The 22124-nt window shown below is 67.9% G+C and carries 15 protein-coding genes; 13 read left to right on the forward strand and 2 right to left on the reverse strand.

The window, feature by feature from the left end:
• Window positions 1-28: 28 nt before the first annotated feature.
• Window positions 29-2533 carry a transglycosylase domain-containing protein gene (locus G1H10_RS00660; RefSeq protein ID WP_163731207.1) on the reverse strand — a complete coding sequence of 835 codons (2505 nt, stop codon included), beginning with the start codon at window positions 2531-2533 and terminating at the stop codon, window positions 29-31.
• Window positions 2534-2727: 194 nt separating this feature from the next.
• Between G1H10_RS00660 and G1H10_RS00665 the strand changes: the two genes are divergently transcribed.
• The 6 genes from G1H10_RS00665 (at window position 2728) to G1H10_RS00690 (ending at window position 9473) form a co-directional block, all read left to right on the forward strand.
• Window positions 2728-3360 (forward strand): PadR family transcriptional regulator, encoded by a 633-nt coding sequence (locus G1H10_RS00665; protein WP_163731209.1) that lies wholly within the window; start codon window positions 2728-2730, stop codon window positions 3358-3360.
• Window positions 3361-3377: 17 nt separating this feature from the next.
• On the forward strand, window positions 3378-4457 hold the full coding sequence (locus G1H10_RS00670; RefSeq protein WP_163731212.1) for an inositol-3-phosphate synthase: 1080 nt from the start codon (window positions 3378-3380) through the stop codon (window positions 4455-4457).
• A gap of 570 nt (window positions 4458-5027) precedes the next feature.
• A complete protein-coding gene (locus tag G1H10_RS00675) occupies window positions 5028-8072 on the forward strand; it encodes a sensor histidine kinase (RefSeq protein ID WP_163731213.1) in 3045 nt (1014 codons plus the stop codon).
• Window positions 8069-8464, forward strand: coding sequence for a roadblock/LC7 domain-containing protein (locus G1H10_RS00680; RefSeq protein WP_163731215.1), 396 nt, complete (start codon window positions 8069-8071; stop codon window positions 8462-8464). The genes G1H10_RS00675 and G1H10_RS00680 overlap by 4 nt, the downstream gene beginning before the upstream one ends.
• A gap of 63 nt (window positions 8465-8527) precedes the next feature.
• Window positions 8528-8890, forward strand: coding sequence for a DUF742 domain-containing protein (locus G1H10_RS34915; RefSeq protein ID WP_163731217.1), 363 nt, complete (start codon window positions 8528-8530; stop codon window positions 8888-8890).
• Complete coding sequence (locus G1H10_RS00690) at window positions 8871-9473, forward strand: GTP-binding protein (RefSeq protein WP_246219020.1); 603 nt, start codon at window positions 8871-8873, stop codon at window positions 9471-9473. Before G1H10_RS34915 ends, G1H10_RS00690 begins: the two co-directional genes overlap by 20 nt.
• A 711-nt stretch (window positions 9474-10184) precedes the next feature.
• On the opposite strand, the gene G1H10_RS00695 is transcribed toward G1H10_RS00690, so the two are convergent.
• The gene (locus G1H10_RS00695) at window positions 10185-11648 is read right to left on the reverse strand and encodes a CCA tRNA nucleotidyltransferase (RefSeq protein WP_312856506.1); all 1464 of its coding nucleotides are present in this window, start codon (window positions 11646-11648) and stop codon (window positions 10185-10187) included.
• A 56-nt stretch (window positions 11649-11704) separates the two neighbouring features.
• Here G1H10_RS00695 and G1H10_RS00700 point away from each other — a divergent pair, with 56 nt between their 5' ends.
• From G1H10_RS00700 to G1H10_RS00730, 7 genes are all read left to right on the forward strand, one after another.
• Window positions 11705-13969: a DUF6049 family protein gene (locus G1H10_RS00700; protein ID WP_163731221.1), complete on the forward strand. Its 2265-nt coding sequence runs from the start codon at window positions 11705-11707 to the stop codon at window positions 13967-13969.
• Window positions 13966-17571 (forward strand): murein biosynthesis integral membrane protein MurJ, encoded by a 3606-nt coding sequence (gene murJ / locus G1H10_RS00705; protein WP_163731223.1) that lies wholly within the window; start codon window positions 13966-13968, stop codon window positions 17569-17571. The genes G1H10_RS00700 and murJ overlap by 4 nt, the downstream gene beginning before the upstream one ends.
• The gene (gene sigM / locus G1H10_RS00710; RefSeq protein ID WP_163731225.1) at window positions 17572-18228 is read left to right on the forward strand and encodes an RNA polymerase sigma factor SigM; all 657 of its coding nucleotides are present in this window, start codon (window positions 17572-17574) and stop codon (window positions 18226-18228) included.
• Complete coding sequence (locus G1H10_RS00715; protein WP_163731228.1) at window positions 18225-19043, forward strand: hypothetical protein; 819 nt, start codon at window positions 18225-18227, stop codon at window positions 19041-19043. Before sigM ends, G1H10_RS00715 begins: the two co-directional genes overlap by 4 nt.
• A 123-nt stretch (window positions 19044-19166) precedes the next feature.
• Window positions 19167-20135, forward strand: coding sequence for a thioredoxin-disulfide reductase (trxB, locus tag G1H10_RS00720; protein WP_163731230.1), 969 nt, complete (start codon window positions 19167-19169; stop codon window positions 20133-20135).
• A 64-nt stretch (window positions 20136-20199) separates the two neighbouring features.
• Window positions 20200-20523: a thioredoxin gene (trxA, locus tag G1H10_RS00725; RefSeq protein ID WP_163731233.1), complete on the forward strand. Its 324-nt coding sequence runs from the start codon at window positions 20200-20202 to the stop codon at window positions 20521-20523.
• Window positions 20524-20556: 33 nt separating this feature from the next.
• Window positions 20557-21693, forward strand: a complete 1137-nt coding sequence (locus tag G1H10_RS00730) for an N-acetylmuramoyl-L-alanine amidase (protein ID WP_163731235.1) — start codon at window positions 20557-20559, stop codon at window positions 21691-21693.
• Window positions 21694-22124: the final 431 nt, after the last annotated feature.

The raw sequence follows: 22124 nt of genomic DNA on the forward strand, positions 1-22124 counted from the left end.
CCGCACGGCCGGAGCGATGCACCGCCCGTCAGTTCCACCCCTCGTCGCCGCCCTCGTCGCCGTCGTCACCGCCACCGTCGTTGCCGTTCTGATTGCCGTTCGGGCTGCCGTCGCCACCGTCCGTGCCGTCATCACCGGACTCGTCGCCACCGTCGTCGCCGGACTCGTCACCGCCCCACGGACCGCCGTCGTCACCGGACTCATCGCCGCCGTCCGTACCGTCGCCACCGTCGTCGCCGGACTCGTCACCGCCCCACGGACCGCCGTCGTCACCGGACTCATCGCCACCGTCCGTACCGTCACCGCCGTCACCGCTGTCCCCGCCGTCGCCGCCGTCGTCACCGGACTCGTCGCCACCGTCCGTACCGTCGCCGCCGTCGTCACCGGACTCGTCGCCGTTCTGGTTACCGTTGGCGTTGCCGTTGTCACCGTTGCCGGTCTCATCACCGTGGTCGGGATCTGGGCGACGGGTGGGCTCGGGGATGTCCGGAGACGGGGTCTCGGTCGGCTCCGGCTCCTCCGGGTCGGTGCGCTCGGGGAACTCGATGACCTCCTCCCCGTCCAACGCGGCCTTCATGAACGCCGTCCAGACCCGGGCGGGATAACCGCCGGCGCGGAATTTCTCCTGCCCCCCGACGCCGTCGAGCGACTTGGTTCCCGCGGTCTCTCCTTCACCGTTGATGAACGACACCGCGGTAGCCAGCTGGGGCGTGAAGCCGGCGTACCAGGCGGTGAGATCCTCATGTGTCCCGGTCTTGCCGGCGGACGGGCGGTCCAGCTCCTGCGCCGCCTTCCCGGTGCCGTTGTCGCCCTCCACCACCTGCGTCATCGCGTACGTCACGTCCGCCACGACGTCCGGTTCGAAGACCATCTTCGGCTCCGGATCGACCGAGTGCAGCACGTTGCCGCCCCGGTCGGTCACCTTGCTCACCGTGTACCAGTCGGTGTGCCGGCCGCCAGCGGCCAGCGTCGCGTAGGTCTCCGCCAGCTCGACGGTCGACGCCTTGGCCTGACCGAGCGTGACCCGCGGGTTGGCTTCCAGATCCTGCGCGTCCTCCGGGAACCCGGCGCGGACCATCGCGTCGACCACCTTGGCGGGTCCCATCTGCATGGCGAGATCGACGAACGCCGTGTTGATCGACCGTTCCATGGACTGCAGAAGATCGACTTCCTCACCGTAGTCGGCATCGCCCAGGTTTCTCACCGGCGGGCCGAGCTCCGGGTCGTCGAACGGTGTGTCCCCCCAGAACTCGCTCTCCAGCGTCGCTCCGTCCTCCAGCGCGGCCGCCAGCGTGAACGGCTTCGCCGTCGATCCCACCTGCTGCTTTCCGTCCAGGGCGTCGTTGAAGGGATGCTCCACCGCGTCCGGGCCGCCGTACATAGCCACGACGGCGCCGTCGCCGGGTCGCACCGCGGCCAGGCCGATGCGCACCTCGTCGGCGTTCTCCGTCGGGCGTTCCTCTTCAACGGCCTTGACCGCCGCCTCCTGGGCCTCCTTGTCGAACGTGGTGACAATCCGCAACCCGCCGTTCCGGATCTCCGCCTCGTCCAGGCCGGCCGCGAGCAGCTCCTCCTCCACCTGCTGCATCAGGTAACCGTTCGGACCGGAGTACCTGTTGGTCCGCTGCTCGGGAAGCACCTCCGGCAATTCGGTCTCGGCCGCGGTCTGTGCGTCCAGCGCGCCGATCGCCGTCATGCCGTCCAATACGTACTGGAAACGCTGCGCGAAGCGCTCCTCGTTGCCCTCGATCGTGGGGTCGTAGCGGTGCGGTGAACGGAGGATGGAGGCGAGAGCGGCGCCCTCGGCCACGCTCAGCTCACTGACCGGCTTGCCGAAGTAGGACTTCGAGGCCGTCTGCACCCCGTAGAGGTCGCGGCCGAACCAGATCGTGTTGAGGTACGAGGCGAGAATGTCGTCCTTCTCGCGTTGCTGGTCGATCTTGATCGAGACGAACAGCTCGTTGAGCTTCCGGCTCCAGGTCTGGTCCTGGGTCAGGTAGTAGTTCTTCACGTACTGCTGGGTGATCGTCGAGCCGCCACCCGAGATCGAGCCGCCTTCGCGCACGAAGTTCAGGCCGGCGCGGGCAATGCCCGCCGGGTCGAAACCGCTGTTGCTGTAGAAGCTGCGGTCCTCCGCGGCGATCACCGCGTCCCGCACGTGCTGCGGGATCTGCGACAGGTCCACGCTCTCCCGGTTGTACTCGCTGAACCGCCCGAGCTCGGTCTCCCCGTCACTCCAGTAGACGATGGTCGCCTCGGAACGCGCGAAGTCGTTCGGCCTCGGAATGTCGGTCATCGCGTAGACGATCCCGATGCCGAGCACGCCCAGGAACATGAAGCCGAGGAAGTAGAGGGCGAGCGCCTTGATGCCCAGGAACTTACGCCAGCGCGACTTGCTCCGGCCGCCGCCCTTGGCACGAGCGCCCTTACCGCGCTGTCCGTTGCCGCTGGCCGCATAGCGTCGCCGTGCCTCGGCACGGCCGCCTTGGGGTCTGTGTCCTTCGGGTGCCACTGTCTCTTCGGTGCCTCGCATCGGGGGGTCGGAGCGGGACCGTCGCCGCGCCGTTGCGGCGTCCGGACCAAGGCAGAGCCTACGTCGCTCCCTGCCATTTTGTGGATCTTGTCGAACAGCACGGCCGATGATGCCCGGCGAGTGACGGCTCGAGATATAGTAGCGATGTATCCGTTCGATACATCAAGTTGTCACTGTTGGCAGGGAGCGTTCTCGTGGGAAAACGTGCCGAAGCGTTGGAGCTGGCCGTTCTCGGCTTGCTTCATGACGCCCCGATGCACGGATACGAGCTGCGTAAACGGGTGAACTCCCTGCTGGGCTGGGGTCGCGCGTTCTCCTACGGCACGCTCTATCCCACGCTCAAGGAGATGGTGCGCCGCGGTCATCTGACCGAGGACGAGGCCGTTGACGAGGCAACGATGTCACGCGCCAGTCGTCGAGGACGGATCGTCTACAAACTCACGCCGGACGGCAAAGAACGCTTTGCCGAGCTCCTCAATGAAGCGGGGCCGTCGTCCTGGGACGACGAACAGTTCGGCGTGCACTTCGCCTTCTTCAGCCGGGCGGACGCCGAGACACGCATGCGTATCCTTCTCGGCCGTCGCTCCCGGCTACAGGAGCGGCTCGAGCAGTTCCGCTCGGCGCTGTCTCGTACCCGGGAGCGGCTCGACGCGTACACGCTCGAGCTGCAACGGCACGGTCTGGAGTCGGTCGAACGTGAAGTCAGGTGGCTGGACGGGCTCATCAGCGCCGAACAGCGCACCAACGGGCCACAAGATGATCACCCGCGGGGCAGTCGACCCCGCCTGGGCTCTTCCGGCTCGACGCCGGCGGATCCCAGCGAATGAGAAAGGAAGAGGAGCTCATGGGCTCGCTTCGTGTAGCTATCGTCGGCGTGGGCAACTGCGCCACCTCGCTTGTCCAAGGGATCCATTACTACCGCGATGCCGACGCCGCGACCAAGATCCCCGGCTTGATGCACGTCCAGTTCGGCGACTACCACATCAGCGACATCGAGTTCGTCGCCGCGTTCGACGTGGACGCGAAGAAGGTCGGCCAGGATCTCGCTGACGCACTGGTGGCGAGCGAGAACAACACCATCAAGCTGTGTGACGTTCCGCCGACCGGCGTCAACGTACAGCGCGGCCCGACGCTCGACGGGCTCGGCAAGTACTACCGCGAGACCATCACCGAGTCCGACCAGGATCCGGTGGACGTGGTGGAGACCCTACGGGCCACCCAGGCGGACGTCCTGGTCTGCTACCTGCCCGTCGGCTCCGAGGAGGCGGCCAAGTACTACGCCCAGTGCGCCATCGACGCCGGCGTCGCCTTCGTCAACTGCCTCCCGGTCTTCATCGCCGGCACCCAGGAGTGGGCGGACAGGTTCTCCGCGGCCGGTGTGCCGATCATCGGCGACGACATCAAGTCGCAGATCGGCGCGACGATCACGCACCGCGTGCTGGCGAAGCTCTTCGAAGACCGGGGCGTGACCGTCGACCGCACGTATCAGCTGAACGTCGGCGGCAACATGGACTTCAAGAACATGCTGGAACGGGACCGGCTGGAGTCCAAGAAGATCTCCAAGACGCAGTCCGTCACCTCCCAGCTGGCCAACGGTCTCGAAGAGCGCAACGTACACATCGGCCCGTCCGATTACGTGGCGTGGCTCGACGACCGCAAGTGGGCGTTCATCCGGCTGGAGGGCCGCAACTTCGGGGACGCGCCGGTCAGCCTGGAGTACAAGCTCGAGGTGTGGGACTCCCCGAACTCGGCGGGCATCGTCATCGACGCCATCCGCGCGGCCAAGATCGCCAAGGACCGCGGCGTGGGTGGTCCGATCCTCTCGGCGTCGTCGTACTTCATGAAGTCGCCGCCGGAGCAGTACTACGACAGCGTCGCCCACGACCTGGTCGAGAAGTTCATCGCTGGTGAAGTAGAGCGCTAAAGCGGTACCGGTCGGGGCCGGGTGGCATCGTCGACGGCGGTGCCGGCCCGGCCTTCCGCAGCCGGATCCGCCGCACACCGGTGCCGTCTCCGGCTGGACCGGGATGATCATGTCCACTAGGTTCTTCCGCGTGCTACCCCTGGTTTCGCCGGGTGAGCAGCACAGAGAACCTGGTGGACATGATCGTTTCTTGGGGGTGACCGAGCGTCCGAGGCGGGCTGTGGCAGAGACCGTCGCCAATGTCCTACGTCACAAAGTTGGGCATTTGGGCCATCTCCACCATCGAACATTCGGCCCACTCGACTACCATTCGATTGTCCGGCATATCGGCCTTCTATTGACAGAACAGGGGCGGGCCAGCCAGCGTCGTCTACTGTCCCGCGTCCTGTCGCCAAAGAACGGTCGGCGGTGAGAGGGCACCCGCGCGGAAGGAGCTGACGTGAACAAGGCCGGCCCAGGAACGAGGCCGCCCGGCGGAACGTTAGCGACCCAGCAGCGCAACCCGGACAGGTGGACCTGCGTGAGTACGCATGCCGGCCCCGGGACGCCAGACCAAGGAGGAACGTTTCGATGACGCGGACCGCGCGAGCAAACCGCGGTGCGAGCAGCACCTCGAATCGAGCACGCGCGGCACACAACGCCAGCGCGAGTGCCGCTCCAGCCGACGAGGCCGCGTCGGAGGAGGGTTCGCGCACCTCGATGTGGCACTCGCTGCTACACGATCGAAGCGTCCGCTCCCGGGTCGCCGCACTCGTCTTGGTGCCGCTGGTGGGCACTCTGGTCCTCGGCGCCCTCTTCTTCAAGAATGCCTTGGACGACGCGTCGGCGGCCGGCGAGGTGGAAGAGCTCGCCGAGGTCGGCGTCGCGGCCACCGAAGTGCTGCACAGGATCCAGGACGAGCGGGACATCACCGCCCTCTACGAGGCGGACGCCACCGGGCAGTCCGCCGTCGGCGAAGCCCGTAACGCCACCGACGCCGCGCTGTCCGATCTCGAGGGCCGCCTCAATGTGGTCCGCGACGCCGACCCGGCCACCGAGTCGGCCGTTGCGGCGCTGGAGGCCGAAAGCGACAACCTCGCCACCTACCGGGAGCAGCGGGACAGCGGTGACCCGGAGTTCGACGCCGGTGGCGCCGCGAGCTACCACGACCTTGCCGAGGCGGTGCGAGGCATCGTGACCGCCTCCAGTTCGGTGGTCAACGACGGCGATACCGCGCGGCTGATCAACCGGCTGGACAACATCAGCCAGGCAGTCGAGTCCGCGTCGATGGAACGCGGCCTGGTGACCTACAACCTCACCCCGGACGAGGAGCCCACGTCCTCGCTGACCGCGAGCGTCGCGTCCTACCGAGGCGAGCAGGACCTGCTGGTCGGGCGTTTCCTCGCCGGCTTCAACGACGAGAGCGCCGCCGGCGCCACCTCCAGCGAGCTGGGCGGCGGAGATGAACTCACCGCCGAGACCATCACGCAGATCCGCGAAGGCGAGACCGTCGACGCCAGCCACGAACAATGGTTCTCCAGCGCCACCGAACGCCTGGAGATCATGCGCGGCGTCGAGGGTGAGGCCGCCTCCGCCGTCGTCGACAGTGCGTCGGCGACCAGCAGCAATGCGCGCGCCACCGCCGTGTTCAGCGCCATCGCGGTGCTCATCGTGCTGGCGCTCACGGTCTTCCTCGCCGTCGTCGTCGCCCGCTCCATCGTCGGACCGCTGCGCCGGCTTCGCGCCGCCGCGCAGCAGACGTCGAGCAAGGATCTGCCCGAAGCGGTCGAGCGCATCCGCCAGGACGGCCCGGCGGCCGCCCTCAAGTCGACGGAATCCGGCGAGGTCATCAAGGCCGAGGGCAAGGACGAGATCGGTGAGGTCGCACGGGCGTTCAACGAAGTGCACGCGATGGCCGTCCGGGTGGCCGGAGACCAGGCGTTGTTGCGACAGAACCTGGACACCATCGTGGTCAACCTGTCCCGCCGGACCCAGTCCCTGGTCGACCGGCAACTCGGCGAGTTGGAGAGCCTGGAGCAGCGGGAACGTGACCCGGATCAGCTCAGCACGCTGTTCCGTATCGACCACATGGCGACTCGCGTTCGCCGGCACGCCGAGAGCCTGCTGGTCCTGGCCGGCGTCGAGGAGATGCGGACGCAGACCGCGTCCGCACCGGTCCTGGACGTCGTCCGTACCGCCGTCGGCGAGGTGGAGCAGTACCCGCGGGTGAAGTTCGGCGTCATGCCGACGGACCTGGTCTCGTCGACCGCTGTCGACGACATCGCGCACATGCTCGCCGAGTTGATCGACAACGCGACCGAGTTCTCTGCGCCCTCCACCCCCGTACGCGTGACCAGCCAGCCGTTGCTCGGTGGCGGCCTGCGGATCTCGGTGACGGACGCTGGCCTAGGCATTCCAGAAGACCAGCTCCAAGAGCTCAACGCGCGGCTCTCCAACGTCAGCGACATCGACGTGGCCACGTCACGGACGCTCGGTCTGTACGTCGTCGCCCGGCTCGCGGCCAAGCACGGTATCGGCGTGCGCCTCGAGGCCGGCTCCGGCGGTGGGACCGTCGCACAGGTCGATATCCCGGCGAACCTCATCCACTCCCCGCTGGACAACGAGAGCGAACCGGTCAAGGATCCCGCCGAGGACCTGCTGCACACACCCAATCCGTGGCTGCCGCCGAGCAGTGCCTCCCGACAGTTCGAGCAGCCGCAGCAACAGCCGCCTGCGCCGGCGCCGACGACACCGAGCGCGAGCAGTCAGGGAGCCGGCCAGCCGCCGGCGGAATCTGCCGGCGGGTACGGCTCGGGGAGCTGGCCCTCGTTCGAACCGTTGTCGTCCTCGTCGACGTCCCCGGCTTCGTCGTCTTCTTCGGCATCCTCGACCGAACGCGTCACCGAGCCGTTGCCCGGTTACGGCAGCAGCAGCCACGACCTGCCCGACTTCACCGGGGAGAACACGTTCGGCCCGACGAGCCCGACCGACACCAGTGACTCGCCCATTTTCGAATCGGTCCGCTCGGCATGGTTCAGCGACCAGGGAGCGGACTGGTCCAGCCCGGCCGACGCCGGGTGGCGACGGGCCGCGGAGGTGCTGCGGTCCGCCGAAGAAGCTGCGAACGCGCGCTGGAACCAGCGCTCTACGGAGCCCCCTGGCCGGCGCGCTCGCCCCAGCACGGGCCGTCCGGCCGTCCCCGGGTCCGGGTCCGGATGGGCCGCCGGCACGCCGACGCCGCCGAACGCAGCACCCCCCTCTCCGAGCGCGGCGCCACCGCCGGCGAGCGTTCCACAGCCGGATACTCCTGGGGCGATGCCGGTCGGTGGTGGCCAGCAGCAGCCGCAGCCAGACTTCGGTGCGCCGCCCGTGCCCGATCCCGCCACCCAGGCGCCGGCAGCCAGCATGAGCGCGTCCGGACTCCCGGTGCGCCGTCGTGGAGCATCGCTGATACCAGGTTCGATCGATGATCCGGCCGCGGCTGAGGCGAGCCAGCGACCCTCGCCTCAGCGCAAGAGCGCGGACTCCGTATCATCCACTCTTGCAAGTCTGCAGCGCGGTGTTGGTCGCGGTCGTCAGGAGACCGGTGGCTGGGTTCCCAAGCGTCCCAGTGACCCCGAGAGGAGCAAGCAGTGACGAACTCTACGAACGATGAGCTCAATTGGCTCCTCGATCGTTTCGTCCAACGCACGACCGGCGTCGCGCACGGTGTGGTGGTGTCCGCCGATGGTCTGCATCTCGCCGGCTCCTCGGGACTCCCCCAGGAGCGCGGAGAGCAACTCGCCGCCGTCGTGTCCGGCCTCGCGAGCTTGACCGTGGGTGCCTCGATGATCCTCAACGCCGGGGAAGTCCAGCAGACGTTGGTGGAGATGGCCGACGGCTTCTTGCTGGTCATGGCGGTCGGATCCGGTGCGCATCTCGCGGTGCTCGCCGCGGCCGGCTGCGATCTCGGTCAGGTGGGTTACGAGATGGCGTTGCTGGTGGAACGGGTCGGTGCGGCACTCAACCCTGCCGCTCGCGTGGGGTGACGCGGGGTGAGGGATAGCTCGGGGAGCCGGCCGACGTGAGTGCACGAGAACACGGGGAAGACCATGCCGATACCTGACTCTGGCCGCATACGCCCCTATCTTGCGACCCGCGGCCGAACCCGTCCTGTCCAGGACATCGCCATCGAGGCATTGGTCTCCACCACCGACGCCGGGCGTAACCATGGCATCGACCCGGAACCGGAGCGTGACCGTATTCTGCGGCTGTGCCACGCGCCGCGATCCGTCGCCGAGATTGCCTCCCTCGTCTCCACGCCGCTGGGCGTTGCTAGGGTGCTTGTCGCCGATCTTGAGGCAGAGGGCCTCACCCGCGTCGCGGATCCGCACGCGGCATTCCATGGGTCGGTGGAACCGGCTCGCGATCTGAGTGTGCTGGAAAGGGTGAGGGATGGCCTCCGTCGACTCTGAGATGTCCAGGGGGACACAGGCGTCTCAGGACGCCCTGTCAGTCAAGATCGTCGTCGCGGGCGGATTCGGCGTCGGCAAGACGACGTTCGTCGGTTCGGTCAGCGAGATCGAGCCGTTGCGGACCGAGGCCCTCATGACGGACGCGTCGACCAACGTCGACGACCTGTCGATGCTGCCGGAGAAGCGCACCACCACGGTGGCCATGGACTTCGGCCGGATCACCCTCGCCGAAGACCTGGTGCTGTACCTGTTCGGCACGCCGGGACAGAACCGCTTCTGGTTCATGTGGGACGACATCACCCGTGGTGCCATCGGTGCCGTGGTCCTGGTGGACACCCGGCGACTGGCCGACTGCTTCGGCGCCGTGGACTACGTCGAGCAGCGCGGGATTCCGTTCTTGATCGCCCTCAACGCCTTCGACGGCGTGCAGCAGCACACAGCCGAAGAGGTCCGGGAAGCGCTGCAGCTCGGCCCCGAGGTACCGTTCCTGGTGACCGACGCGCGCGACCGTGAGTCGGTCAAGACGGTGCTGGTGACACTCGTCGAGCACGCTATGAGCATGGTGCAACAGCAGCACACCTGAGCGTCGTCGCCAGATACGCGGCGTCGAGCGGCGCCGCTGCCGATCAGGATGTGTGGCCGTCGAGCGGCGCTGCCGAGCGCCTGATGTGGACGTCGAGCAAGGCCGACTCGGCGCCTGGCTTGGTGGGTGGGGTCGAGTTCTCCTCTGCGGCTGGTCCGACGGCGGCGGCACCCGTCGGTGTTACGCCGCGTCGCGCCGTCGTCCAAAGCGCCGCTGCCGGAGAATCTCGATCCCCACTCCCGACGCGTCTTCCGTGCGCGACTATCAGAACTCGTGGCACACGACGTCGCATCGGGCCTGCCGCCGCGTGAGTACCGTACGCGACTGTCGGAGTTCTTGGCCCTCCTCGCACCGGGTCTGCTGCCCCGTTCTTGGCCCACCGTGCACAGCACTATGCTTCCTCGGAGTCGCTGGAAGAGTGCTCCAAGGAGCCATGGTGTCGCCGGAGGGGTTGCATGGAAGCTTGGTGTCGTCGGCGCACGACCCCAAGGAGGCTTGGTGCTGCTCCGCACTCCGGCTCGCACGCCCCGCCGAGCACCCCAAGGACCCGGTGGTGGCTCAGATCCCGGCACGGCAGTCGATGAAAAGCGAGTTTGTGGCGTCAGAAGCCACCAATCTCGTCTTCATGCTTGGGACCCCGCCGAGACTCGGGAGTTCCGGTGTGGCTCGGGCCGGCTCAAGGCGGTAGCAGGCGGCGGCGTGTCCAGGAGTTCAGCCGGCCGCCTCCGGCTGCTCGGCCCACCACTTGAGCAACTCGGCCGTGGCCTCCTCCTCGGAGAGCGGCCCTCGGTCCATGCGGATGTCCAGCATGTGCTTGTAAGCGCGCCCCACCACCGGGCCCGGGGTCAGACCGAGGATCGCCATGATCTGATTACCGTCGAGGTCGGGCCGGATCTTCTGCAGCTCCTCCTGTTCCGCGAGCTGCTCGATGCGTTCCTCCAGGCTGTCGTAGGAGCGCTGCAGCGCCTTCGCCTTGCGGGGGTTGCGCGTCGTGCAATCGGAACGGGTCAGCACGTGCAGATGATCGAGCAGGTCGCCCGCGTCACGGATGTAACGGCGGACCGCCGAGTCGGTCCACTGCCCGGTGCCGTAGCCGTGGAAACGCAGGTGGAGTTCGGTCAGCTTGGACACCGCGTCGACGGTCGCAGACGGGAAGCGTAGCTTGGTCAACCGCTTGCGGGCCATCTTCGCGCCGACCACGTCATGGTGGTGGAAGCTCACGCCGCCGCCGGGCTCGAACTTGCGCGTCTTCGGCTTACCGATGTCGTGCAGCAAGGCGGCGAGCCGGATGGTCAGATCGGGGCCACCGTCGGGAAGCCGGTCCTCCAACTCGATCGCCTGCTCCAGGACGGTCAACGAGTGCTCGTACACGTCCTTGTGCCGATGGTGCTCGTCGATCTCGAGCCGCAGCGCCGGCAGCTCCGGCAGCATCCGGTCGGCGAGGCCGGTGTCGACCAGGAGGGTCAGCCCCGCACGCGGGTCGTCGGACAGCAGCAGTTTGGTGAGTTCGTCCCGGATCCGCTCGGCCGAGATGATGTCCAGTCGGTCGGCCATCCGACGCATCGCGTCGATCACCTCGGGCGCCACCTGGAAGCCCAGCTGTGCGGCGAACCGGGCCGCCCGCATCATCCGCAGCGGGTCATCCGAGAAGGACGTCTCCGGCGTGCCCGGCGTACGGATCACCTTCCGGCCCAGATCGGGCAGCCCACCATGCGGGTCCACGAACTCGCGGCTGGGCAGTCGCAGCGCCATGGCGTTGATCGTGAAGTCCCGCCGGACGAGATCGTCGGAGATGGTCTCCCCGTATGCCACCTGCGGCTTCCGGCTGGCCCTGTCATACACGTCAGATCGGTACGTGGTGACCTCGATCTGGAAGCCGGCCTTGCTGGCGCCGATCGTGCCATACGCCTCGCCGACATCCCACACGCTCTCGGCCCAACCGGACAGCAGGCGCTTGGTCTGTTCCGGTCGCGCCGATGTGGTGAAGTCCAGATCTTGACCGAGCCGATCCAGCAGTGCGTCCCGGACGGAGCCTCCGACCAGGGCAAGCTCCTGTCCGGCCGCGGTGAATCTCTCGCCGAGTTCGTCCACTACGGGCGCGATACGCAGGAGCTGGCGGACCGCGTGCCGTTGTGCAGCGGACAGAGTCTTGTCGGGATCAAACGAGTCGGTCACGAGGCTCGAGCGTACGACGTGCCGCGATCAAAGCAGAACCCCGATACCCTGGGTCTATGCTCGGCCGGATATTAGTGACCACCGCCGTGCTCGCAGTGGTGACGATGATCTTGCCGGTGCCCGCCACGGCTGCCGATGGACCCCAAGATCAGGATGCGGGCGCGGGAGTCACCAGTTACCTGCATACCGTCACGCCTTCCGTGCTCGGACCGGACGACGAGCTGACCCTGGCCGGCGTGGTGGAGAACACCGGCGACGAGCCACTGACGAACGTCCAGGTGCTTCCGCGGTGGAGCAACGTGCAGCTGGAGACCAGGGAGGAGATCCGCCAGGTCGCCAGCGACACGTCGCTACGCTGGGGCTACCGCCGCAGCGATCCTTACCAGGTGGTCGCCGAACGTCTGGATCCAGGCGAGCGGCAAGAGTTCCGGCTTACCTTCGACGACACCGAGCAGCTCGGCTTCGGTCTCGCCGGGGTCTACGTCATCGGTGTCGACGTGCGTGGCACCCTCACCACCGGGGAGCGCACCGATCTCGACACGGTGCGGACCGTCATCCCGTGGATGCCCGACGGTGAGACGCCGGATCCGGTGCAGGTCTCGCTGATCTGGCCGGTAGAGGCGACACCCTCGCTCACCCCCGACGGCACCCTGGTCAACGACGCTCTCGCGGGCCGGCTACGCCCTGGTGGCGCCCTGCATTCGGTGGTCGATGCGGCCGGAGACAGCCCGGTGAGCTGGCTGGTCGACCCGGACGTGCTGGACACGGTCGAGGCGATGTCCGCGGGCGCCGAGGTGGAGAGCGAATCCGCCGACACCTCAACAGATGAAGCATCCGAACTTGCCGGCTCTTGGCGCTCCGCGTTCAACGACGCCAGAGGGGACAACACAGCTCTGCTGCTGCCATACGCCAGGCCGGACACCGGCTCACTGGTCGCCGCCGATCCGCCACTGGCGTCTCGCATCACCAGCGCGGCGGCGGAGTTGACCACCGAAGCCGCTCGTACGATGCGTGACGTCCGGACCGGGGTCGCGTGGCCGGGCGGCGGTGTGGCGGACGACCGGACACTGGCCACGCTCGCCGACGCCGGCGTGCGGACCGTCATCCTCTCCGGCAACGCGGTATCTCCCCATCCGGAGCACCCCCTCGCTGAGATCCAGGCCGCCGACGCCGCCCTGGACGCGGTCGTCACCGATCCAGGGCTGGACGCCGTGCTGGCCGATGCCTACACCGCTCCGAACGCACAGGCCGGAGCGCTGGAGCTGCAGCAGCGCTGGGCCGCCGAGACCGCCATGGTGGCGCTCGAGGCGCAGGCCCTGGATCAGTCACCGCAGCCGCTGATCGTCGCTCCCCCGGCACGCTGGACACCCGAACCGGCGGTCGCCTCGGCCGTGATCGACACCTGGACGTCGCTGCCGTGGGTGACGCCCACCACCGTGGACGATCTCGACCGGCCCGCCGCCCCGGCAACCGTCGCCCCTGTGCCGGACGACAGCACGAATGCGCTGCCCGGCGAGAATGCCTCCGCCACCGGGGAGTTGGAGACCGCCGCAGAGGACTACGTCGAACTGCTGGCCGACCCGGCGCCAGGGTTGAGCGAGTCGCTTGGACGAGCGACCGTCCGTTCGGCGTCGGAGGGATGGCGGGACGATCCGGCCGCCGGCGCGGACTATGCCGGCGAGATCATCGAGGAACTCACCGATCCGTTCGACGAGGTGCACGTGACCGTACCGGAGTCGGTCACCCTCTCCAGCCGCACCGGAGTCTTCCCGCTCACCGTCAGCAACGACCTCGACCAGCCCGTGACGGTCAAGCTCGATATCCATGCCGCGAACCCGGACCGGCTCCGGGTCGGTGAGGTCGAGGAACAGCGGGTCGAAGCGGGCTCCCGGCAGACCATCCAAGTCCAGGCGGAGGCCGTCACCAACGGGAGGGTGCCGATCACGGTTCAGCTCGTCACCAAGGACGGTTCCCCACTCGGGATCGCCTCCAGGACCGTGGTGAACGCGACCGACTACGGAACGGTCGGGTGGTTCATCATCGGCGGTGCCGTGCTTCTCTTCGGCGGGTCGGTGCTACGGACGATGCTCCGGCGACGGCGCTCAGAGGACTCGGATGCGGCCGATCCGCCGGACGACAGGCCGGATGCGGCCGGCGACACGGCAGACGCGGCCGGCGACACGGTGGACGCGGGCCGGCTCACGGCGAGCACCGACGGGCAACCGGTCGTCGGTTCGACGCAGCGCGTCGTCGGATCCGGCGTACTGCGCGACGGGCGGCGCCGGCGGATGCCGCCCAGACCTGGGGAGGTCACCCCATGAGCCGGGCACCCGGCACGCCGGCCGCCGACGCAGAGCCGCCCAACCCGAGGAAGGCGAGCCTGCTCGGGTCGAGCGCGATCATGGCGGCCGGCACCGTCGTCTCGAGGGTGACCGGATTCGGCCGGGCGGCCATCATCGCCGCCGCACTCGGGCTGACGCTGACGGCGGACGTGTTCAACGTGCCCAACGTCATCCCGAACATGCTGTACATCCTGGTCGGCGGCGGCATCCTCAACTCGGTGCTGGTCCCCGTCCTGGTGCGCGCGATCAAGAACGACGCCGACGGGGGTGAGGCATACTCCCAACGACTGTTCAGCCTCGCGGTCACGGTGCTCGCCGCAGCGACGGCGATCGCGGTGCTGGCGGCCCCGCTGATCCTGCGGGCGATCGTCGACTCCAGGTACCTCGAGCCGGACATGCGACCGTTCTTCGACAATATGGTCACGTTCGCCCGGTTCTGCCTGCCACAGATCTTCTTCTACGGGCTGTATGTCCTGATCGGCCAGATCCTCAACGCCAAGGGCCGGTTCGGGCCGATGATGTGGTCGCCGATCCTGAACAACGTCGTGGCGATCGCCGTATTCGGTGTCTACCTCGTCGTCTTCGGCACCAAGTCGCCGGAGACGTTCAGTTCATCGGAGACGCTCCTGCTGGGCCTCGGTTCCACGGCCGGCGTGGCGGCACAGGCGCTCGTCCTGCTGCCGGTGCTGCGTCAGACCGGCTTCTCGCTGCGGTTCCGTACCGACTGGAAGGGACAGGGGCTGGCCGAGCCGGTGAAGCTCGGCATGTGGACCTTCGGGTTCGTCATCGTCAACCAGGTCGCGTACGTGTTCTTCGTCAACGTCGCCACCAGCGCCAGCGCGGCCGGCGACGACGGAGCGGGTTACACCGTATACGCGAACGCGATGCTGATCATGATGGTGCCGCATTCGGTGATCACCGTCTCCTTGGCCACGGCGCTGCTTCCGCGTCTATCCGACCTCGCGGCCGACGGTTATCTCGACCAGGTCCGGGACAGGCTGGTATCGGCGATCCGCGCCTGCCTGGCGATCATCATCCCGCTCGGCGCCTTGACGGCGGTGCTGGCCTACCCGCTGACCGCGATGATCTTCGACTACGGTTCCGCCCGCGGGCAGACGGACATGCTCGCGCGCACCCTCATCGCGCTGATGCCGGGGTTGCTCGCCTTCACGGTGCATTACCTCTCCCTGCGCGGCTTCTACGCCCTGCAAGACACCAAGACGCCGTTCTTCACCCAGGTGTGGATCGCTGCGATCATGGTGGTCTGGGCGCTGGGCATCACCTTCGTCTCTCCCAGCCCCGACGTCGTGACGATGACCTTGGCCGCCGGATACAGCGCCGCCTACGTCGCCGGCGCCACGGTCAGCGTCATCCGGCTGCAACAGCGCATCGGTCGCATCGCGCTGGCGCCGCTGGTCCAGCACGTCGTGCGGATACTGATCCCCACGGCCATCGGCAGCACCGTCGCGTGGCTGGTCTGGCAGGGCTGGTCCCAGCTCGGACTGCTGGATCCGCTGCCGTCGATGCTGACGCATCTGGGCGACCTCATCGTCGCCGGCACGATCGGATCGCTCGTCATCGTGGCGCTGGCCTACGCGATGCGCATCGCGGAGGTACGGCGTGCGGTCGCGATGGTGCTGGCCCGCCTCCGCGGAGGTACGGCACGGATGGAGGCCGACACCGCACCCGAGCCGGTCGACGAGCAAGCGCTGGAAGAGACAGCCGAGCATCCGTCGCCGATCGTCGAGACCGGCACGTTGAGCATCTTCCGTCAGCCGGCCTTCGACCCGGACGTGACCGTCGAGTTCTTCCTCGACGAGACCATGCACGGTGCCACGATGCACGGGGTGCCCAGCGTCACCAGCACCATGACGGGGCACATGCGCCGTCCCGTCGATCCCAACGCCGGCATCAAGCGCGCACAGCGGGCGGACCACCTCAGCGTCGACACGCAGCCGGAGCTCCCGCTCAGGCCGGTCACCGGGAACGCCGCCCAGACGTCCGGCCGGGCTCAGCTGCTGGCCGGCAGGTATCGCGTGGAGCGCCTGCTGGACGATTCCGCCGGCGTTCGCTCGTGGCATGGATTCGATGACGTCCTGCAACGTCCGGTCTTCATTCAGACCCTCGACGACGGTGATCCCCGTGCCGAGCAGTTCGTCGTCGCGGCCCGTAGGGCTTCCACCATCGAGGATCCGCGGTTCCTGCGGGTTCTCGACATCGGTTCCGACGGCGTTTCGTACATGGTGCGCGAGTGGACACCCGGCCGGGACCTCTCCACGCTGCTGGGCGACGGCCCGTTCCACACGCAACACGCTTCGGCGATCGGCCGAGAGGTGGCCGACGCGTTGGCCACCGCGCACGCCCAACGGCTGTTCCACCGGCACCTGGTGCCGAGCCTGGTGTTCCTGACCGCCGAAGGTTCGATCAAGATCGCCGGCCTGGAGACCGAGGCGGTCCTGCACGGCCCCGCCGAGGTGTATCTGGATGGCGCAGGCAGCCCCGTCACCGACCCGGTGGCGCTGGACGCGGCCGGCGTCGGCGGCGTGCTATACGCCTGCCTGACCGCGCACTGGCCGACGAACGTGCCGGACAGCGGTCTGCATCCCGCACCGCGGATGGACGGCAAGCTGCCGTCGGCGCGGCAGATCCGCCCGGGTATCCCCACCGCATTGGACGTCATCACGGACCGCGCCGTGGGCAACGCTCGCCGGCACCACACCGTGCCGCTGAGTTCACCGCTCCAGATCGCCGCCGAACTCGGTGCCGGCCCGCGGACCGACGAGTTCGTCGTACCCGCACAGCATCCCGCGCCGTCGGCGGCGCCCAACGGCGCCCGCGCCGACGAGGTGAACGGCTCCTATCTGGCGACGATGTCCGGGGCGGGCGTCCCGCCGGGCACATCGAGGCGGGACCGGCGCCGGACGAGCCGGCTCAATCGCTTCCTCGGTGTCATCGGTGCGGCGCTGCTGCTCGTCGGAGCCACGCTGCTCGGCCTGCAGCTCATGCTGAGCGCGTTCGACTCCGACGACGACAGTCCGTCCGACCGCGTCCTCCCCACCGAGGACGCCACCACCGACCCGTCCACCGGCAGTCCGGAGCCGGACGAGGAGATCGAACCGACTCCGTTGGAGCTGGCCGCCGCCGACTACTTCGACCCGTTCGGGAGCACACCGGAGAGTCCTACTGCCGTCGGCGACGCCATCGACGGTGATACCGGCACGGCCTGGCCGACACTGACCTATTACTCCCCGTTGGAGGATCAGAAGGAGGGCGTCGGGTTGTACGTCGACATCGGCGACGAGCAGGGCATCACCGAGATTCAGCTCATGGTGCTGAACGCCGGCGCTGACGTCGAATTCCGCGTCGCCGAGGAGGGCGCGTCGGCGCCGCCGGACAATATCGACGACTGGGAGCTGATACACCGTGCCGAGGATGTCGGCGACGAGCTGACCCATACACTTGATGAGGCCGTCACGAGCCGCTATCTGTTGGTGTGGTTCACCCGGCTGCCACCGTACGAGGGCAACTACCGAAGTGGTGTGACCGAGGTGACCGTCTTGGGCACAGAGGGAGGTTCTTAAGTGACCGGCGACCCCGCCGCGTACCAGGAGTCCGACGACGAACTCCTGAAGCGCCACACACGCGGCGAGCACGACGCCTTCGGTGAACTGGTCCGCCGGCATCAGGACCGGCTCTGGGCGGTCGCGCTGCGGACCCTGGGGAACCCGGACGAGGCTGCGGACGCACTGCAGGACGCCCTCGTGAACGCCTTTCGCCGAGCATCCTCCTTCCGCTCCGAATCCGCTGTGACCACCTGGCTGCACCGCATCGTCGTCAACGCCTGCCTGGACCGGGTCCGGCACACCGCGGCGCGGCCGGCAGACCCCACCCCGTTCGACGGCACCGAGTCACCCGCCGTGACCGCAGCACTGGACCCGGGTCCGGACCCGGCCGAGCGCACGGCGGTCCGATTGGACGTCGAGACGGCGCTGGCGTCGCTTCCGGACGAGCAACGGGTTCCGCTGGTGCTCGTGGACATGGAGGGCTACCGCGTGGCTGAGGTGGCCGAGATGCTCGGGCTTCCGGCCGGAACGATCAAGAGCCGCTGCGCCCGGGCGAGGGCCCGGCTGGTGCCGTTGTTGTCAGCTGAAGAATCTCGCAGCGGCGCAGGGAACCAACCTCGCGGCAGCCACGTCTCACCTGAGACCGCCAACGAGCAAGGAGGTGAGCGTCGGTGAGCGCTGCCGACCGGCATCCTCCTGAGTACGTCCTGGCTGAACTGGCCGAAGGCGTTCTCGAGGACGGCACGTCCACGGTGTCCGAACACGTCCGCGGCTGCCCGTCGTGCCAGTCGGTGCTGGACCAGCTGACCGAAGTGACGCGGCTGTTGCGCACCACGCCGGATCGGGTCCCGATGCCCGCTCACGTCACCGCACGTATCGCGGCCGCGCTGAATGAGGAAGCCATTGTGGCCACTGCCGCTCGCGAGCGGGCAGAACAGGAGGCACGGGCGGCCGATGCGGGCGCGAGTGGCGCCAGTGGCGCCGCCGGCCCGGTCGGGTGGTTCCGGCGCAGGCTGCCGATCGCGGTGGCCGCTGCCGCCGCCACCGCGTTCATCGGGTTCTTCGGGTACACACTGATCAACGACGATTCGCCGCCCGAGATGGCCACCAGCAGCGGTGCCGCCGATCGGGAGTTCGATACCGACGACCGCGGTGCCGACACCGACGATGAAGCCGGCGGCGAGGATACGGAGAACGAGGAGAACGCGCCCGGGGACGGACCCGGGGTGGCCGAGCCGGGGCCGCTCGGTGAGAACCTGCTCGAGCGGACGATCCTGGATGTCTGGAACTCCCGTGAACAGGTACAGCCCGGATGTGGGCAGGGCCTCGCCGATGCCCAGGGCTCCGACCTCGTCGGCAGCACGGAATTCGACGGCGATGTCCTCGTCGTGCTGGAGAGCGATCAGCTGACCGGCTGGGTCGTCGGCGACTGTGAATCCAGTGTCGGCGGTGAGACGCCGGACGTCGCGGTTCCCCTGCCGCAGGAGTGACGCGGTTCCGCGCCCTGGTGGCGGAGGAGGCCGCGGCTGAACTAGTAGGGTGGGAATTCCGAGAGCCCAGGATCCGTTGGGCCTGGTGGAGTCATCACGAGCATCCTCGAAAGGGCACGAAACGTGACCGACACTCGAAACGTCGTCATCATCGGTTCCGGTCCGGCTGGTTACACCGCCGCCGTGTACGCGGCTCGCGCTCGTCTCGAACCTGTCCTGATCGAGGGTGAGGTCAGCTGGGGTGGTGCGTTGATGAACACCACCGAAGTCGAGAACTACCCGGGTTTCCGGAACGGCATCATGGGCCCCGAACTGATGGAGGAGATGCGGGCCCAGGCCGAGCGGTTCGGTTCGGAGATCGTCACCCGAGACGCCGTCCACGTGGACCTCTCCGGTCCGGTCAAGGTCGTCAAGGACAGCGAAGGCAACGAGTATCGCGCGCATGCCGTGATCCTCGCCATGGGCTCCGGCTACCGTGAGCTGGGCTTGGAGAACGAGAAGCGGCTCTCCGGCCACGGAGTGTCATGGTGTGCCACCTGCGACGGGTTCTTCTTCCGCGACCAGGAGATCGCCGTCGTCGGCGGCGGTGACTCGGCGGTCGAGGAGGCCACCTTCCTGACCAGGTTCGCCAGCAAGGTCTACCTGATCCACCGCCGTGACCAGCTCCGCGCGTCGAAGGTGATGCAGGAGCGCGCGTTCGCCGACGAGAAGATCGAGTTCGTCTGGAACACCGAGGTGGCCGACGTCCTCGGCGAGGAGAATGTCACCGGGTTGCGGCTGCGGGACACGAACACCGGCGAGGAACGGAAGCTGGACGTCTCCGGCCTGTTCGTGGCGATCGGTCACGATCCCCGCTCGGAGCTGGTCAAGGGCCAGATCGACCTGGACGACGCCGGGTACGTCAAGGTCGAGGCACCCACCACGCGCACGAACGTGACCGGCGTCTTCGCAGCAGGCGACTTGGTCGATCACATCTACCGGCAGGCGATCACCGCTGCCGGCACCGGTTGCCAGGCCGCGCTCGACGCGGAGCGCTACCTCAGCGAGCTGAAGGCGACCACGGCTCCGCAGACCACCGAAACCGTGAGCTGAACTCTCCCACGGATGTCCGCCTTCCACACGGGCATACTGCACCAACCACATTGAGGAGTTATCCATGGGCACCATCCAGCATGTCACCGATGCTGACTTCGAAGAGAAGGTCCTGAAGAGCGAGAAGCCGGTGCTGGTCGACTTCTGGGCAGAGTGGTGCCGCCCCTGCCAGATGATCGCTCCGGTTCTCGAGGAGATCGCCAACTCCCAGGACAAGCTCGAGATCGTCAAGCTCAACATCGACGAGAACCCGGCCACTGCCGCGTCGAACCGGGTGACCTCGATCCCGGCCCTGCACGTCTACTCTGGTGGAGAGGTCGTGAAGCAGATCATCGGCGCCAAGCCGAAGCAGCTTCTGCTGAACGAGCTCGCCGACTACGTAGGCTAGAGGTCCGTCGACTCGGACTGACAGGGTGAGGCAATGACAGCAGTCCGCTACCGGTTGGGCGACACCGGGCCAGCGATCTCCGAGATCCGTACCAAGCTGACGTTGCTTCGGCTACTTGACGACACGGCGCCCGGTCCAGACGTCTTCGACGAAGACGTGGACCGGGCCATCCGTCAGTTCCAGCAAGAGCGCGGCCTGACCGTCACTGGAGTCGTCGACGCGACGACGTACCGAGTGCTTGACGAGGCACGATGGCGGCTGGGTGATCGACTGCTGTCATATGTCGTCGCCAACCCACAGGTGGGTGACGACGTGATGGCACTACAGCGCCGTCTGTGTGAGCTCGGTTTCGACGTCGGACAGGTGGACGGTGTGTTCGGCTCGCGCACCGGCGATGCGGTACGCGAGCTCCAGCGCAACGTCGGCTTGAACCCGGACGGAACCTGCGGCCCGAGCACGTTCAAGGCGCTGGGCCGGCTCGCCCCGCTGGTCACCGGGGGCCGGCCGGACAGCCTGCGCGCGTCGGAGCTGCTGCGTCGGCAGGGCAAACGGCTGCCGGGGAAGGTCGTAGTGATCGACCCCGGCCACGGTGGACACGACGTCGGAAACACCGGGTACGGCCTGGAGGAGGCCACGGTCGTCGAGGACCTGGCGGCCCGGATCGAAGGTCGGCTGGCAGCCACCGGTGTGGAGGCCTATCTGACCCGCGGCCCCGGTTCCGACGTCGAGCTAGACGAACGCGGCCGCGCGAAGTTCGCCAACGAGACGGGGGCCAACCTCATGGTCTCCCTGCACGTCGACGCACACCCGAATCCAGAAGCGTCCGGTGTGGCGACGTTCTACTACGGCGGTGATCGCCCGGGTACGACGAGTGCCATCGGAGAGCAGTTCGCCGGTCTGATCCAGCGCGAGATCGTGGCCCGTACCGACCTGGTGGACTGCCGCACCCATGCGAAAACGTGGGACCTGCTCCGTCACACCACGATGGCGGCCGTGCGGGTGGAACTCGGATACATCACGAACGAGCGGGACGCCGCCAGACTGTCGGATCCGGAGTTCCGTGACGTCATCGCCGAGGCCATCGTCGTGGCGGTACAACGGGTCTACCTGCCGTCGGGCGAGGATGCTCCGACGGGTGTGCTTCATCTTCGGGATCTCGCCCAGGCGTAGTGCGCCGGCTCCCTGCGCTGCCTCGTTCGGGTTGCGGGGTCCTCCACACGTGCCGTCATACGAGCCCCACTGTGCGCTGTGCCGACAGACGCGGCTGGTGACGTTGGGTGGGCTGGGCAACTCTTCTCCCTCTCACGCGGTCGGCGGGCGGCTTCCGTGACTGGTGACGTCAACCTGCCGCCGACCGAAGATCGGTCGAAGAGTTCCCCAGCCCGTCTGCGACCCCGGTTCGGTCTCGGCTGGGCCAAGCCATCGGGTCGTGTGAACGGTCGTGCGGGGATCAACCGGTCTCGGGTGCCGTGAGTCGCGTCGTGGGGATTTGAGCCGCTGACGGCGGCAGAAGGCAGCACGGCTCGTGGCACGACTCGCCTGATGGCACTCTGAGCGGTCTGGATGCACACGGCAGGTCACACGGGCCAGGGCCCGGCGGC

It is taken from the genome of Phytoactinopolyspora halotolerans (assembly GCF_010550675.1).
Classification (GTDB): Bacteria; Actinomycetota; Actinomycetes; order Jiangellales; family Jiangellaceae; genus Phytoactinopolyspora; species Phytoactinopolyspora halotolerans.